This window comes from Paenibacillus sp. NRS-1782 (assembly GCF_050467685.1).
GTDB lineage: Bacteria > Bacillota > Bacilli > Paenibacillales > Paenibacillaceae > Paenibacillus > Paenibacillus terrae_A.
The window spans coordinates 94,479-109,497 of record NZ_JBITPH010000021.1; the positions used below are offsets into that span (position 1 = coordinate 94,479).

Consider the following 15,019-nt stretch of genomic DNA (forward strand, 5'->3'; position numbering starts at 1 on the left):
AAAAGAGGCCCCTCAGTCCGACCTATCATCACCATCATCGGATACAGCAAGTCATGTCCATCGACGTGAATATAACCAAAAAACGGTGGGCAAGGTGCTGGTCATCCACAACTTTTATCAGCAAAGCGGGGGAGAAGACAAGGTTGTCGAGCAGGAATTGGCTATGCTGCGCTCCAGAGGGATAGAGACAGAACACTATTATGTGCATAACGACAGTATCCAAAGCAAAGGGCTGGCTAACATGGCAAAGCTGGCGGTGGAGGCGGCTTGGTCCCTGCCGGAGTTCAAAAGAATCAAAAAGCTGCTTCTGCGGGTGAAGCCGGATGTGGTGCATGTGCATAACTTTTTTCCGGTTATTTCTCCTTCCGTCTATCATGCCTGTGAACGGCTGGGGATTCCGGTCGTCCAGACGCTGCATAACTACAGGCTGATTTGTCCGGCGGCGACCTTTATGCGAGGGAATGAGGTTTGTGAAAAATGCCTGCATGGCACCTTGCTGCATTCCATTCGCCACGGGTGTTACCGGGGCTCACCGCTACAGACGATTCCAGTGGCGGCGATGATCAAGTTTAACGATCTGATCGGCACATGGCAGCACAAAGTAAGTCGCTATATTGCGCTAACCGAGTTTGCGCGGGAGAAATTTGCTGAAAGTGGCATTCCACCGGATCGTATCTCAGTGAAGCCAAATTTCATCCAACGTAAAGAGGTGAAAGCCGTGTATGACCCGGATGATCGTTACTTGCTGTTTGTGGGGCGGATCTCGGCTGAAAAAGGGGTGCGTAATCTGCTGAAAGCCTGGACACAGGTGGAAGATCGGGGCGACTTGAGACTGGTCATCATCGGGGATGGCCCGGAAAAGGCTGAACTGGCTGCCGCGTATCCGCAGGAGGACATCCGTTTTCTCGGCAAGCAGGATGGAGACACGGTGCTGGATTGCATGAGCCGGGCCATGTATGTCATGGTTCCTTCCATTTGGTATGAAGGCTTTCCCATGACCATCGTAGAGTCCTATTCCGTGGGAACCCCGGTGTTGTGCAGTCGGCTCGGGGCGCTGGAGGAAGTGGTGGAGGATGGAGTAACCGGGTTCCATTTTCAACAGGATGATATGGAACATATCAGTGCCGTAATCCGTCGTGCGACAGCCTATGAAAAATATCCAGCTATGAGACAGAAGGTATCGGAAATATATGCTGCACGCTACACGGAAGAAGTGAATTACGAGCAGCTGATGGCCATATACAGCGAGGCGATAGAGGAGCGTGATTATGAAGCAGCTGCCCCAGTATAGAGTCGGAAGGATTGCAGACGCAGATATTGCGGCGCTTACGTTTCAGGAAACCGTACACACGGTGGAGCAATGGGCAGTCGGACGCAAGGACAGCTATGTATGTATCTGCAACACGCATTCTATTGTTACAGCCGGAAATCAATCCGAGTTCCATGAAGCACTTGCGCGTGCAGATTTGTGTACCCCGGATGGTATGCCGCTGGTATGGGCGCTCAAGCTGTATGGATTTGAGCATCAGGACCGGGTGGACGGCCCCAGTCTGATGCTCAAGCTGTGCGAACGCGCGCCGCAGACAGGATTAAGTATCTATTTTTACGGCAGCACGCCGGATGCGCTGGACAGCCTGAAGGAAAGAATGAAGCAGGACTACCCAGGAATCCGAATTGCAGGTGGGTTTTCACCGCCATTTCGGGAGCTTCGGCCCGCTGAGGAGGAGCAGATTGTTCATGACATCAATGCGTCAGGCGCGCATATCATCTTTGTCAGCTTGGGCTGCCCGAAGCAGGAAATATGGATGTATCGTAACAAAGACCGCATCCGTGGCGTGATGATTGGTGTAGGAGCGGCCTTTGATTATATCACCGGAAAGGTTCGCAGACCGCCGCTAATGATACAAAGGCTGGGGCTGGAATGGCTGTACCGCCTGATTAGTGAGCCAAAACGGTTATGGAAGAGATACGCCTATAACAATCCGGTGTATGTATACCGATTTCTCAAATCCTATCGGCGGAACAAACGGCTTACGCTCCATCATAGTCGGCATGCAGGGAGAGGCATAGAGAAGTGAAGCTGGTAAAAGCGTAATTCAGCGAGACAGTATGTAAAAGGGGGAGCCGCTTTGAAGCTATGTGTAATTGGTGCAGGGTATGTTGGACTGGTATCGGGAGTCTGTTTTGCCGCGCTCGGGAATACGGTCGTCTGTGTTGACCAGAATGAGGACAAAATTAGCCAGCTTCATGAAGGAAAAGTACCGATTTATGAGCCGGGCTTAAAAGGCTTGATCCAGGATAATGTCGAGCAAGGTCGGCTGACCTTTACAACAGATACTGCATCTGCGGTAGAGGGAGCGGAAATTGTTATTTTGGCGGTCGGAACGCCTTCGTTACCGGGCGGGGAAGCGAACCTGTCCTATATTGAGGGAGCCGCACGCGAGGTGGCAGACGCCATGAACGGCTACAAAGTGATTGTCACCAAAAGCACGGTGCCTGTCGGGACCAATGATCGTATTCACAGCCTGATCGCGAGCCGCACAAGCTACTCTTTTGGCGTGGCTTCGGTTCCTGAATTTTTACGTGAAGGCTCGGCGGTAGCAGATACGCTCCAGCCGGACCGTATCGTGATCGGGGCATCCGACCCTCATGTCGCCGCTGTGCTATGTAAGCTGCATGAGCCGCTGACGACAAATATTTTGACCACAGATATCCGTTCAGCGGAGATGATCAAGTACGCGTCGAACGCTTTTTTGGCGACTAAAATTTCGTTTATTAATGAGATTGCAAATATCTGTGAAAAAGTGGGTGCAGACGTTACGCGCGTGGCACACGGCATGGGGCTGGATCAGCGGATCGGTTCTTCTTTTTTGTCCGCAGGCATCGGCTATGGCGGATCTTGTTTTCCTAAGGATACACAGGCGCTAATCCAGATTGCGGGCAATGTGGATTATGAATTCAAGCTGCTGAAATCGGTGGTGGAAGTGAATCAGGGGCAGCGCTTTAATGTGCTACGCAAGCTGGAAGAAGCGCTGGGTGATCTGGAAGGAGCCACGATAGGCATATGGGGGCTGGCGTTCAAGCCAAATACAGATGATGTAAGAGATGCTCCAGCGCTGGATATTATGCAGTCGCTTCTGGAAGCGGGGGCGCAAATACGTGCATATGACCCAGTCGCCACCGCCAACTTCCGCAGAATGCTGGACAGCTCGGAAATAACGTGGGCGGATAGCGCACGAGAAGCGGCAGAAGGATGCGACGCGCTGTGTCTGCTGACAGAGTGGGAGGAATTTGGTGAGGTGGGGCTAGATGAGCTAAACGAGCTTATGAAGTATCCCATTATGATCGACGGACGCAATGTGTACCGTGAGGAGCAGATCAGACAGTCCGCCTTTGCATACTATTCTGTCGGCAGGCCGCAGATGAACAATATGGATATGGTTCGTCAACGGTCTGTAATGAACCCGTAAAGGGGAGGCTCTGTATGAAACGATGGCTGAAAATGACATTAGGGGCCGCTGCATTATTGATGGTAGGTGCTGGTGCTTACACCGCTTATGTATATCATTCGGTTCAAACGGCGGCAAATGCCATGTACCATCCACGCAGTATCGTGCAGCCCGCCGCGATTTCTACCCTTGCAACAGGCGGAGCGGGACGCCCGGCAGTTATAGGCAACGGTTCGGGTATGCCCAATCCGGCGGCCATATCCCAATTCAAGCCGTTCACCGTGCTTGTGTTGGGGGTGGACCAGCGTCCCCATGATCGAGGGCGTTCGGATACGATGATCGTCCTGTCCGTTAATCCCGCCGAAGGCTCTGTATTGATGTTCAACATTCCGCGCGATACGCGAACGGAGCTGATCGGCAGGGGACGTGAGGACAAAATCAATCATGCCTTTGCCTTTGCCTTTGGCGGGGTGGACATGTCGATTCGTTCGGTAGAGCATTTCTTGAATCATCCGATGGATTACTATGTGCAAATGAACATGGAAGGGTTTGCGAAAATGGTAGATCTTTTGGGGGGAGTCGCGGTTAACAATCCGCTCGATTTTCAATATGAAGGACATCATTTTACACAGGGCAGCTTGAAGCTGAACGGGACTGAGGCGTTGGCCAATGCCCGGATGCGTTTTGATGATCCGCGCGGGGACCTCGGAAGAAATGCCCGTCAGCGGGAGCTGCTCAAGCAAATTGTCGCACAGGGGATCAGCAAGGAAGGACTGTTAAAGGTAAAACCGATATTGCAGGCAGCGGGGGAGCAGATCCGCACGGATATGACCTTTGACGATATGACGACCTTTCTGACCCGGATCGGCCCGTCTCTACGGCAGACGGATATGGTTGAGTTGAGGGGCCATGGAACCAAAATTAACGGAGTGTATTATTACATCGTGGATGATCAGGAACGCCAGCGTATCCGTGGACTGATGGAGAAGCATTTGCTCACCACAGCCATATCACCTTAGGCTTGTCCCACATACATCTGTAGTATCCAGTAGAAGGTGCAACTGAGGGGAGGAGCGATTTGTGCTGTTCAGAAGAAGAGCGGCTTCCGCGTTCGTCCGCAAGCTGCTGTATTTTGCATTGATATGTGGGCTGTTATGGTTGCTGTGGCTGGGTCTGCGTGGGGTGACGTCTACGGGTGAGGGCGATCAGGCGGTTGAAGCGCTGAATGAGTTCTATACGATGGAGCAGTCAGGTAATTTTGGAGGCTCCTGGGAGCTTTTTCATTCGCAAATGAAGAAGAAATTCGAAAAATCCACGTATGTGCAGCAGCGTGCGCATGTGTTTATGCAGGATATGGGGACAGATACATTCACATTCGAGCTGGGAGAGCCGCAGGCTGAATATGATATTCGCACAGAGCAGAGTGGAGACGAGCTGGGGAAGGTTTACCGTATTACGGTTACCCAGCATTATAAGACCCGGTTTGGTCATTTTGATATCGTACAGCCTTGTTATGTGACGCAGGAAAGTGAAGAGTGGCGGGTGCTCTGGATATACAAGGATAAGGAATAGATAGGACGCGGTGTTTCTAACAGGTTAAATATGGTACAATACTTCCAAAACCGGAAATGAACAGAAAAATAGAATAGAGCTTCACTCCGGATGGAAGGAGTTTCATAGCATGCAGCAAGCGACAGGACAGCTTCCCGTCATACGTATGGAGGGTGTGAGTAAAATCATTTCCTCAAAAGCGATTGTGGATGATCTGACGCTGGAGGTTCCAGCGGGGCAGGTATTTGGATTCCTCGGACCGAACGGTGCGGGAAAAACAACCACCATCCGTATGATAGTTGGCCTAATTTCGATCAGCAAGGGCGATATCCATATTTGTGGAGACAGCATCAAAACCGATTTTGAAAAGGCGGTTTCCCACGTCGGTGCGATTGTGGAGAACCCGGAAATGTACAAGTTTCTGACCGGCTATCAAAATTTGCAGCATTTTGCGAGAATGTCACCGGGGGTGACGAAGGAGCGCATAGATGAAGCGATACGCCTGGTAGGACTCGGAAACCGGATTCACGATAAAGTCAAAACCTACTCGCTCGGAATGCGGCAGAGACTCGGGGTAGCACAGGCGATCTTGCATCGGCCGAAGCTGCTCGTGCTGGACGAGCCGACCAACGGTCTGGATCCGCAGGGTATCCGCGAACTGCGGGATTATTTGCGACAGTTGAGCCGGAGCGAGGGAATTACAGTATTCGTATCGAGTCATTTGTTGTCTGAAATGGAGCTGATGTGCGACCGTGTCGCCATTATCCAAAGCGGACGGCTGATTGACATCAAGCAGCTGAAGAGCACAGGTGAAGAAGCCCAGACGGCGGAAATTGCTTTTGAAGTGAATGATGCCCAGCAAGCCTATGCGCTTGCCGGTGCAGGGCGCGTCGAAGGCAACCAACTGCTGCTGCATCTGGAGCGAGAGCAAATAGCAGAGATGAACAGCCTTCTGGCTGCAAACGGAGTCAAGGTATATGCGATTCGCCCGGTGGCCCGTACGTTGGAAGATCAATTCTTGGAAGTGACGGGAGGCGGGTTCATTGACTGACTTCTTCAAGCTGGTACATAACGAAAATCTTAAAATTTATTTGCGCGTACGGACGTGGATTATGCTAGGAATGCTGGCGGTCATTACGGCTGTGATTCCGATGCTGATTGCTCTGGTTTCCGATCAGGTCAGCGTGTGGGATGGTATCGTGTTGACAGTGATGTTTACATTTTTTCTCAACACGACGTTTACGGTCATTGTAGCGGCTGATTCAGTGGCGGGTGAATTTACATGGGGAACGATTAAGCTTTTGCTTATCCGACCTTGGACTCGTAGCAAAATTCTGTTGTCCAAATATATATCGGTCATTCTGTTCAGTCTGCTCGGAACGTTCATTTTAGTTGCGATGGTTACGCTGTCCTCTTGGTTGATGTTATCCAAAGCTGCGCCAGCTGGTTCGATTCCACCGTTCAGTGATCCGATATCTTATGTAACGCTGAATTTCTTGTACAGTTATATTGCTTTATTCGTGACCATGGCCTTTGCTTTTATGCTGTCCGCTGTTTTTCGTTCCAGCGCCTTGGCGATCGGCCTGTCTCTGTTCATGATGTTCACCAAAACAATCTATAATTCCATCGGTTTGTTTAGTACAGATCGTTATGAATGGACCAAATACGTGCTGTTTACGCATATGGACCTGAAAAAATATCTCGATATGCCGCCGGGTACAGTAAGCTCCGATTTGACCTTTTCGCTCACCGTGTTGGCCATCTATTATGTAGTTTTTATCGCGATTGCCTGGGTGGTTTTTGTAAAACGTGATGTTTCAACCTAAACCCAAGCATTCTGCTTTGATCTGATTTTTATAACATGAGGATTTTACAATATACTAAAAGCAACAAAGAGGACGTGTTAAATGGCTACCCATTTGCACGTCCTTTTTGCGCTGTTGGGCGCTGTAACTATACAATGACCACGACAGATTCTGCGTGCCGGGGTATATTGCAGCCTGTTTTCAGCAAAAATCAATCAATAGGGACCGTTTGCGTTTAAAGAGGTAGATAGCAGTGATAGGATGGAGTAAATGGAATTATCCCGTCTCTGATTGTGTTTTAAGATCAGAAACGTCAGTTGATGCAGACGATTCCGCGTCTTTCGTGCGGATCATCTGACTCGTACCGTCCAGTAAGCCGCCTTCGGAGATGACCAGCGCGGCGGCGACTACTTTGCCGTACAGTTCGCCCGTAGGCGTGATCGTCAGCCGTCCCTCTGTGGTGATGCTGCCGAATACCTTGCCGGCCAGGATGACGTCTTGTGCGATGATATCCGAACGCACAACAGCAGATTCCCCGATCACGACGGCGCGAGTACTGCGGATATCGCCCTGAAAATGGCCATCAATCCGAATATTGGCCTCAGCCTCAATTGTACCTTCAAAGCTGGTGCCGTTAGCCAACAGCGTATCGGTCGTAGGAGCGGCCAGCTTTTTTTTGGAGTCCTTGAACATGTTGTTTTCCTCCAATCCTTTATTGTACATACAGTAATGGATCGACAGGCTGACTATGCTTGACAATTTGAAAATGAAGATGAGGCCCCGTGCTTCTTCCCGTACTTCCCAGAAGGCCGATGGTCTGTCCTTTACGGACTCGTTCCCCCGGAGTCACCTGCATACCGCTCAGGTGCATATACCAGGACTGGAATCCATCAGGATGCTGGATGATAATACACTTGCCCCGTGCCCCGCTGGAGGCAGCCTCCAGCACGGTGCCCGCTCCTGCCGCATAAACGGAATCACCCGTTTGTCCGGCAATATCCATGCCCGAATGGAAAGCCGATTTGCCCGTAAACGGATCACTGCGATAGCCGAAGCTGGAGGTCAACTGACGTGAGCTGACAGGCCACGCTGAAGGCTTGCCTTGCTCGGCAAGTGCCAGTCTGCGGGTCTGGAGCAACTGTGCGGCTTGCTTCTGCTCAAGGTTCTGCTGTATGGCGTTCGCCTGCTGAATAGAGCGGGGAACCGTGCGCTCTACCGTGTCCAGCAGGGATTCGATTTCCTGAAAATCATCCATGGCTTGACGAGTAAGCATGGCTGTATTTTCATGTACTGTAATCAATTCGCCCCCGGTATAGCCAGAGGCATCCCAGGAGAGTGGGGTCACGGCTGCTTTGCTGCTACTGGTGGCAGAGGATTTTCCGTATTTACGGATAAATTGTTGCATTTGCTGCTCCAGCTCCGTTACACGCTGGAGGCGTTCGCGAATACTGGTGGCCTGATTCGTCAGCTCCATGACTTCGCGGCGCAGTCGCCCGATTGCCGCATCCTTGTCTGCTACCGTAACCTCCATCTGCAAGCTCTGGACAGCAAGATTCGTTTCCATTTGGGAGATCATATGGGAAGAACGGATTTGCAGCCCGATCACGAGTGTAGAGATGGACGCGATCACAAGGGTCGGGACGAGAATGACAGCGGCTGTAGAACATTGTAGCTGCTTGGGCGGTTGCTGTGCATCTCGAATGACGAGCAAGGTCATCCGGCGATTTAGGCTTCCTTTTTTCATAATCGCTCCTTTCTGGACATCGCTCCTATCCTATAGTGCTTGGTTACTATCTATTCAGATTTAGGGGCAAACATGTCAAAAATATTGGAGCTTGGTATAAAACGTAGATGTATAAGGAGGCTTAAACATGCTGTGGTTGCTGTTGGTTTTAATTGTTTTTATTTTTCAGACCGGGACGATCCTGCTCTTTGAATTTCGCAAGCCGTCCAAGGCGGTAGCCTGGCTATTTATTTTGTTCTGCTTCCCGCTGATCGGCTTTGTCGTGTACTACTTTGTTGCTCAGGATTATAAGAAGCGCAAAATGGTGCGAAAAGGGGGATCACAGCTGTTTCGTGAATTCCGCGAGCGCCTATGGTCGCAATCGAGGGTGATTGAGAATGTGGAACAAATGCATAATCCTCATTTCAAGCAACAAGAGCGTCTCTTTAACCAGCTCATCCGTATGTCGGAAAATCCGTTGACCGGTTGCAATCGCACACGCGTGCTAACGAATGGGGAGGAAACCTTCGAGGCGATGCTGACAGCGCTGGAACGGGCGCAGCATCATATCCATGTAGAGTTTTACATATTCCGGGCGGACGACATCGGTACCCGGCTTCAGGAGGTCATGATCCGCAAGGCGCGCGAGGGTGTGAAGGTTCGATTCGTGTTGGACGGCGTGGGGAGCTACAATCTGCCCTATTCTTTTATTCGTGCCTGTAGTGAGGCAGGTGTAGAGTTTCATTATTTTCTGCCCCCGTTTTTCGCGACGCTGGATCGCCGGATTAACTACCGTAACCACCGTAAAATCGTAGTGGTGGACGGACTGCTCGGGTTTGTTGGAGGAATCAATGTGGGCGACGATTATCTCGGCAAATACCCCAAGGTGGGATTTTGGCGGGATACGCATTTGCAGATTGAGGGAGATAGCGTCTATTTTCTGCAAAATGCTTTTTTGAGCGACTGGAAGCTGGCCTCTGGGGAACGGCTGATGGATGAGAATTTATTTCCACCGCATTCCTGTGAAGGGGATGAGGAAGTACAGATTTTGAGCAGCGGTCCCGATCAGGTATGGGATACGATTCAGGAAATGTGCTTTGGTGCGCTGGCGGTTGCCAAGAAGCGGATTTGGATAACCACACCGTATTTTATTCCCGATTTGGGGATTTATGAAGCGCTTAAGCTGGCGGCGGTCAGCGGCGTAGATGTGCGAATTATTATTCCATACAAATCGGATTCTAAGCTGGTACATCTGGCGTCCCTGTCCTATGTGCAAGAGCTGCTGGAGGCGGGTGTGGAGTTCTATCAATACCGTAAAGGATTTATTCACGCTAAAGTCATCATTGTGGATGATTTACTCGGCTCGGTCGGGACCGCCAATATGGACATGCGCAGCTTTTTCTATAATTTTGAGTTGACCGCTGTACTCTTTGCACGGTCAGCGCTGGAACACCTTTCAGCCGATTTTGAAGAGGACCTGTCCAACTCCTCGCACATTGATTTAAAGGTGTTCTGCAGACGGCCACGATCACAGAAAACAGCTGAAATTCTGGCTCGTATGCTCTCTCCGCTCCTTTAAAGGCGGTTTTCGCCGTTTTTATCAATATAATCCCGCTTTATTGAGATTTATGTGCTTTTTGCTAACTTTTTTGCGCAAAATCACAGTTTTATGGTATAGTATTCATATAACACAAGCGCGGTAAAGAAGAAGGGACTGCGGATCGCAGCCCCTTTTTCGGTCCAATAATACCATACTGTACCGGGGGGATTTATATATGAGTGTAGTAAGCAAGGAAGTCCACAATCTGTCTGAGATCACAGATGTGACCGGAGAGTTGACCAAGATCAGCAAAATTCCAGCCAATCCTAAAAACAAAGCAAAACGCCTGTTTCAGCGTGCGGCCATGATTATTTTCGGTGCGGCGCTTATGGCAGTGGGCCTCGAAATATTCCTGGTTCCTAACGGCGTTATCGACGGTGGGGTCACAGGTATTTCCATTATGGCCTCCAAGATTACTGGCTACCCGCTCGGCATTTTCCTGACCCTGTTGAACCTTCCCTTTTTGGTTATCGGTTACAAGCAAATCGGTAAAACCTTCGCTTTATCCACATTATTCGGCATTATCGTGATGTCCATCGGAACCACGTTACTTCACAGTGTGAATGCGTTGACCCCTGGCGAACCGCTGCTCGGCGCGATCTTTGGCGGTGTCATTCTCGGCGTTGGGGTAGGTCTCGTCATCCGGTCCGGCGGCTCGCTGGATGGAACAGAGATCGTAGCTATTCTCGTCAGTGAAAAAACTCCTTTTTCGGTCGGTGAGATCGTACTTTTTGTTAACATCTTCATTCTGGGCAGCGCAGGCTTTGTATTCGGTTGGCCGAATGCCCTGTATTCCATGATTGCTTATTATATTGCGATGAAAATGATTGATATTACCATCGAAGGTCTGGATCAGTCCAAATCGGTCTGGATTATTAGTGAAAAATACCGCGACATCGGGGATGCCCTGACGGACCGTCTTGGACGGGGCGTAACCTATCTGGAAGGTGAGGGCGGCTTTACAGGCGAAAGCAAGAAGGTCATTTTCGTCGTCATCACCCGTCTGGAAGAAGCGAAGCTGAAGAACATCGTTGAGGATTGGGACCCGCAAGCCTTTGTGGCAATTGGTAACATTCATGATGTGAAGGGCGGACGCTTTAAGAAAAAAGGAATACACTAGCGCAAGGGGACGATTCCTCGGCCGATTTTACGGCTGTGGAGTTCGTCCCCTTTTTTATTTGGCGCGCATATGCTTGAGAACATCCTCAATGGGCTGTGGAGGGACCATGGCGATCAAGTCGCCCATCTGATTTAGCCGTTCCTCAATATTCAGCAAATGATAGTTAAGCGGTGATACATCTTCTCGTACCTCGTTCCATGTCAGTGGGGTGGATACCGTAGCGCCGGGGCGTGCCCGCGGGGTATAGGGAGCGGCCAGGGTTTTTCCTTGATAATGCTGCAAATAATCAAAATAGATAGCGGTTCCCCGATCCTTTTTTAACCGTTCCAGTGTGAACAGGTGAGGGTGCTTTTCGGTCACGAACTTTCCCACCAGCAGACCGATGCTGCGAAGCTCGTCGAAGGTGATGCCTGTGCGGATCGGGACGATAATTTGTACACCCGTGGCCCCGGACGTTTTGGGTACAGATTCCAAACCAAGCGAAGACAGCACTTCACCGACGATGGATGCCGCCTCCATAATGCGTGGGTCCACTTCTCTAGAAGGATCAAGGTCAATCATCCATTCACACGGTAGCGTGCTGCCCGCTTGATGCAGGGATGGGTGAAACTCCAGCGCCGCCTGATTGCCGAGCCATAGCAGTTGCGGTAGCGCACCAAGCACCATATATTCAATGCCGTCATGCTGGAAGGTTTCGATGTAGTCCGGCCGAGGCTGCGGGGCATTTTTCTGGTAAAAAAAATCCCCGTGAATGCCGTGCGGCCAACGGATGACGGTCAGCAAACGGTTGTGGCTATATTTGAGCAGAAATGGGGCCAGCACCGCAAGCTTGCGAAGATACAGCGCTTTGGTGATACCAGCTTCGGGCCACAGCGGTTTATCCGGATTGGTGATAGGAATTTCCAGACCTTCGATGGTAATGATGCCTTTAACAGCTTGTCCCATAGTGTTACGCTCCTTCTTTTAACCTCTTATAAGCTGAACTCGAAAAAATGCACTTGGAAACGGAGTAGACGGAATGGTGCACCTGTAGATGTAGTTATGGATTAACATGAGCGTCATGTGCAGAAATTATCCGTCTTAGGGATTGACAAGATACAATATGTATCATAAATTTATAATAAAATACGTAATGTATCTATTAAATGTATTGAGCAGAGATAGGGGAGGAGTTTCCTTGATTGATAAGCAAGGCGAGGGACTGGTTTTCCTGCTTAGTGTCCCCCGAAGTGGAAGCTCGCTAGTGACTACCATTTTGCAAAGCCACACCCGCCTGTTCGCCACGCAGGAAATGTGGTTTCTGTTCAGCCTGTATGATCTTCCCCAGTCGCAAGCACATCCCTATGAGGGAACTGGAATCACTTTGAGTGGAAGGACGCTTACAGGATGCTGGAAAAGCAGGATTCGGATAACAGGGGATTTATAATAAAAGTAGGACAGCTTCCTGTACTTCAAGATTCTCGACAGAATGATGCTGTACAGGTTGTAAATGATAGACGGCTCCGATCTCGTATTCCCTTTGCCCGTCAGCTGGGTCGCTGGGCATCCGTAGCGTTATCGGGTATGGAAAAAGAAAAAGGGGGGAAAACGTGAGTGCGATTGCCGGAATATACAGCTTCGGACATGAGCCCGTATGCACCGAAGAAGGCGGTAAAATGATGCAAGCTCTGCGAAAATATCCCGCCGACCGCGTTTGCGCCTGGTGTGAGGGGGCCATATTCTTGGGCTGCCACGCGCAGCATGTGACACCGGAATCCGTCCATGAGCGTCTCCCTTTCTATGACGAGGAACGGAATTTGGCAATCACGGCGGATGCGATTATTGACAATCGTACCGAGCTGTTTGAACGGCTGGGGGTGGGACAGGAACGGCGGCAAGACATCACGGACAGCGAGTTGATTTTGCTGGCATACGACAAATGGGCGCTCGACGCGGCCCGCTATCTGATAGGCGATTTTGCCTTTGTCATTTGGGATGCCGGGCGGCACAGATTATATGGCGCTCGTGATATGGCAGGAAGCCGCACGCTGTATACATACCAACATGACCGAGGGTTTGCATTCAGTACAGTAGTAGCCCCTCTTCTGACGCTGTCTTCCCTGCGAAAAGAATTGCATGAGCCGTGGCTGGCGGAATTTCTGTCGATCCGCGCCATGCAGGAATCCGTCGATATTGGGACGACTGGCTACAAGCATATAAACCAGCTCCCGCCCGCCCATTGGTTCACCATGGAGGAGGGAAAGTCAATCATCCATAAATATGCTTCTTTGGATGATGTGGAGCCGTTGCGGCTCAAAACCGGCGGCGAGTACGTGGAGGCTTTTCGCGAGGTATTCTCACAGGCGGTGAATGCCAGATTGCGCACGCATCGTGGCGTGGGAGCGGCCTTGAGTGGCGGTCTGGATTCCGGTGCGGTTGCCAGCTTTGCCGCACCGTCGCTGCGTTTGCAGCAAAAGCCTCTTCATGCGTACAGCTATGTGCCCGTTCAGGATTTTACGGATTGGACACCATCGACACTGCTGGCAAATGAACGGGCTTATATCCAATCCACGGCTCGATATGTGGGCAATATTCACGAAAATTACCTGGATTTTGAAGGGAAAAGCCCATTTTCAGAAATTGATATCTGGCTGGAATTGATGGAAGCTCCCTATAAATACTTTGAAAACTCGTTCTGGATCAGAGGCTTTTATGAAAAAGCACAGGAACAAAATGTGGGTGTGCTGCTAACCGGAGCGCGAGGGAATTTTACCATTTCGTGGGGGCCTGCGCTGGACTATTATGCCCGTCAGCTTCGTCGTATGCACTGGCTGCAATCCTTTCAGGGATTGTGGCAGTACAGCAAGCTAACCGGAAGGCGAGTATCGCATTTATTACCCGTGATGCTGAAAAAAGCGACCTCGCTCGATTCTCGTTCCTGGTTACGCGGCGGTAATCGGAGTCCGGTTCCTTCCCTCATTCACCCGGAGTTTGCCAAACGGATGAATGTAGAGGACATTCCGACTTTGAGTGGAACCGGGTGGATGAAGAATGCAGATCAGGCGAGAAAAGAGAAGTTCACGAACTTGGCGATTGCGAACAAAAATGGTGTGGTTGCGACCAAACTGTCGCTGCGTTACGGACTGTGGGAACGTGATCCGACCGGAGACAGTCGGGTGATCCGCTTTTGCCTGTCGGTGCCCTTTGAGCAATACGTACAAAAGGGTCGGGATCGCGCTCTCATTCGCGGAGCCATGCTGGATTATTTGCCCGATGATGTCCGGTTGAACCAGCGTGTACGCGGTGTACAGCCTGCGGATTGGCTGCACCGTATGCTCCCCTGCTGGGAGACGTTTATGGGGGAGCTTCAGCTGCTGTGCCATGATTTACATGCCGCCGAATTTCTGAATATTGATGTCATTAAAACGGCCATGGCGAAGTTTCGTCAACCGCGACCGGAGCAGGCGTCTGATCCCAGCCTACGGCTGCTAATGCACAGTCTGATTGTGTATCGTTTTATACGCAGATTTAACTGATCCAGCCTATCCGGTCAGACAGATACGTCGCTCGTTGGAGGGGAGGTGATGACATGAGTAAAAAAGAATGGCAAGAGCCAACCATAGAGGTGCTGGATATTAACCAGACGATGGCAGGTAAGGGCTGGAAACAGATTGACTGGGTATCTGACCACGATGCCGATCTGTATAATCCAAGCTAGAAAATGGTAATTATTCAATACACAGCCGTCTTTATTTCTTGGGGCTTGGAGGCTTCGCTCGAAGAAATAAAGAC

The 15,019-nt window shown here is 50.6% G+C and carries 15 protein-coding genes; 12 read left to right on the plus strand and 3 right to left on the minus strand.

Translation table 11 applies throughout. From position 1 onward, the window contains the following. Window positions 1-85 precede the first annotated feature (85 nt). The 7 genes from ACIFQM_RS09470 to ACIFQM_RS09500 all read left to right on the plus strand — a co-directional run bounded on the left by ACIFQM_RS09470 (window position 86) and on the right by ACIFQM_RS09500 (window position 6,826). Entirely contained in the window at window positions 86-1,291 is a 1,206-nt protein-coding gene (locus tag ACIFQM_RS09470) for a glycosyltransferase family 4 protein (protein ID WP_430065383.1), read from the plus strand. Next, window positions 1,269-2,078 carry a WecB/TagA/CpsF family glycosyltransferase gene (locus tag ACIFQM_RS09475; protein WP_430065359.1) on the plus strand — a complete coding sequence of 270 codons (810 nt, stop codon included), beginning with the start codon at window positions 1,269-1,271 and terminating at the stop codon, window positions 2,076-2,078. The genes ACIFQM_RS09470 and ACIFQM_RS09475 overlap by 23 nt, the downstream gene beginning before the upstream one ends. A 51-nt stretch (window positions 2,079-2,129) precedes the next feature. Continuing rightward, entirely contained in the window at window positions 2,130-3,470 is a 1,341-nt protein-coding gene (locus ACIFQM_RS09480) for a UDP-glucose dehydrogenase family protein (RefSeq protein WP_430037311.1), read from the plus strand. Between the two features lie 14 nt (window positions 3,471-3,484). Then, window positions 3,485-4,468: an LCP family protein gene (locus ACIFQM_RS09485; RefSeq protein ID WP_430065361.1), complete on the plus strand. Its 984-nt coding sequence runs from the start codon at window positions 3,485-3,487 to the stop codon at window positions 4,466-4,468. 61 nt (window positions 4,469-4,529) lie between these two features. Next, window positions 4,530-5,021, plus strand: coding sequence for a hypothetical protein (locus tag ACIFQM_RS09490; protein ID WP_430037317.1), 492 nt, complete (start codon window positions 4,530-4,532; stop codon window positions 5,019-5,021). A gap of 109 nt (window positions 5,022-5,130) precedes the next feature. Beyond that, window positions 5,131-6,051 carry an ABC transporter ATP-binding protein gene (locus tag ACIFQM_RS09495; protein WP_430037320.1) on the plus strand — a complete coding sequence of 307 codons (921 nt, stop codon included), beginning with the start codon at window positions 5,131-5,133 and terminating at the stop codon, window positions 6,049-6,051. Then, window positions 6,044-6,826 (plus strand): ABC transporter permease, encoded by a 783-nt coding sequence (locus ACIFQM_RS09500; RefSeq protein ID WP_430037323.1) that lies wholly within the window; start codon window positions 6,044-6,046, stop codon window positions 6,824-6,826. The genes ACIFQM_RS09495 and ACIFQM_RS09500 overlap by 8 nt, the downstream gene beginning before the upstream one ends. A 255-nt stretch (window positions 6,827-7,081) precedes the next feature. On the opposite strand, the gene ACIFQM_RS09505 is transcribed toward ACIFQM_RS09500, so the two are convergent. Together ACIFQM_RS09505 and ACIFQM_RS09510 are read right to left on the minus strand one after the other, a co-directional pair. Continuing rightward, complete coding sequence (locus ACIFQM_RS09505) at window positions 7,082-7,498, minus strand: bactofilin family protein (protein ID WP_430037326.1); 417 nt, start codon at window positions 7,496-7,498, stop codon at window positions 7,082-7,084. 19 nt (window positions 7,499-7,517) lie between these two features. Further along, entirely contained in the window at window positions 7,518-8,549 is a 1,032-nt protein-coding gene (locus ACIFQM_RS09510; RefSeq protein ID WP_430037328.1) for a M23 family metallopeptidase, read from the minus strand. A gap of 127 nt (window positions 8,550-8,676) precedes the next feature. On the opposite strand from ACIFQM_RS09510, the gene cls reads away from it, so the two are divergent. Further along, window positions 8,677-10,107, plus strand: coding sequence for a cardiolipin synthase (cls, locus tag ACIFQM_RS09515; protein ID WP_430037330.1), 1,431 nt, complete (start codon window positions 8,677-8,679; stop codon window positions 10,105-10,107). Between the two features lie 196 nt (window positions 10,108-10,303). Continuing rightward, complete coding sequence (locus ACIFQM_RS09520; RefSeq protein ID WP_430037332.1) at window positions 10,304-11,248, plus strand: YitT family protein; 945 nt, start codon at window positions 10,304-10,306, stop codon at window positions 11,246-11,248. A 54-nt stretch (window positions 11,249-11,302) separates the two neighbouring features. On the opposite strand, the gene ligD is transcribed toward ACIFQM_RS09520, so the two are convergent. Next, complete coding sequence (ligD, locus tag ACIFQM_RS09525; protein ID WP_430037334.1) at window positions 11,303-12,193, minus strand: non-homologous end-joining DNA ligase; 891 nt, start codon at window positions 12,191-12,193, stop codon at window positions 11,303-11,305. 232 nt (window positions 12,194-12,425) lie between these two features. Between ligD and ACIFQM_RS09530 the strand changes: the two genes are divergently transcribed. The 3 genes from ACIFQM_RS09530 (at window position 12,426) to ACIFQM_RS09540 (ending at window position 14,945) form a co-directional block, all read left to right on the plus strand. Then, complete coding sequence (locus tag ACIFQM_RS09530; RefSeq protein WP_430037336.1) at window positions 12,426-12,674, plus strand: sulfotransferase; 249 nt, start codon at window positions 12,426-12,428, stop codon at window positions 12,672-12,674. 163 nt (window positions 12,675-12,837) lie between these two features. Further along, a complete protein-coding gene (locus ACIFQM_RS09535; RefSeq protein ID WP_430048828.1) occupies window positions 12,838-14,763 on the plus strand; it encodes an asparagine synthase-related protein in 1,926 nt (641 codons plus the stop codon). A 53-nt stretch (window positions 14,764-14,816) separates the two neighbouring features. Then, window positions 14,817-14,945 (plus strand): paeninodin family lasso peptide, encoded by a 129-nt coding sequence (locus ACIFQM_RS09540; protein WP_013369856.1) that lies wholly within the window; start codon window positions 14,817-14,819, stop codon window positions 14,943-14,945. Window positions 14,946-15,019 lie beyond the last annotated feature (74 nt).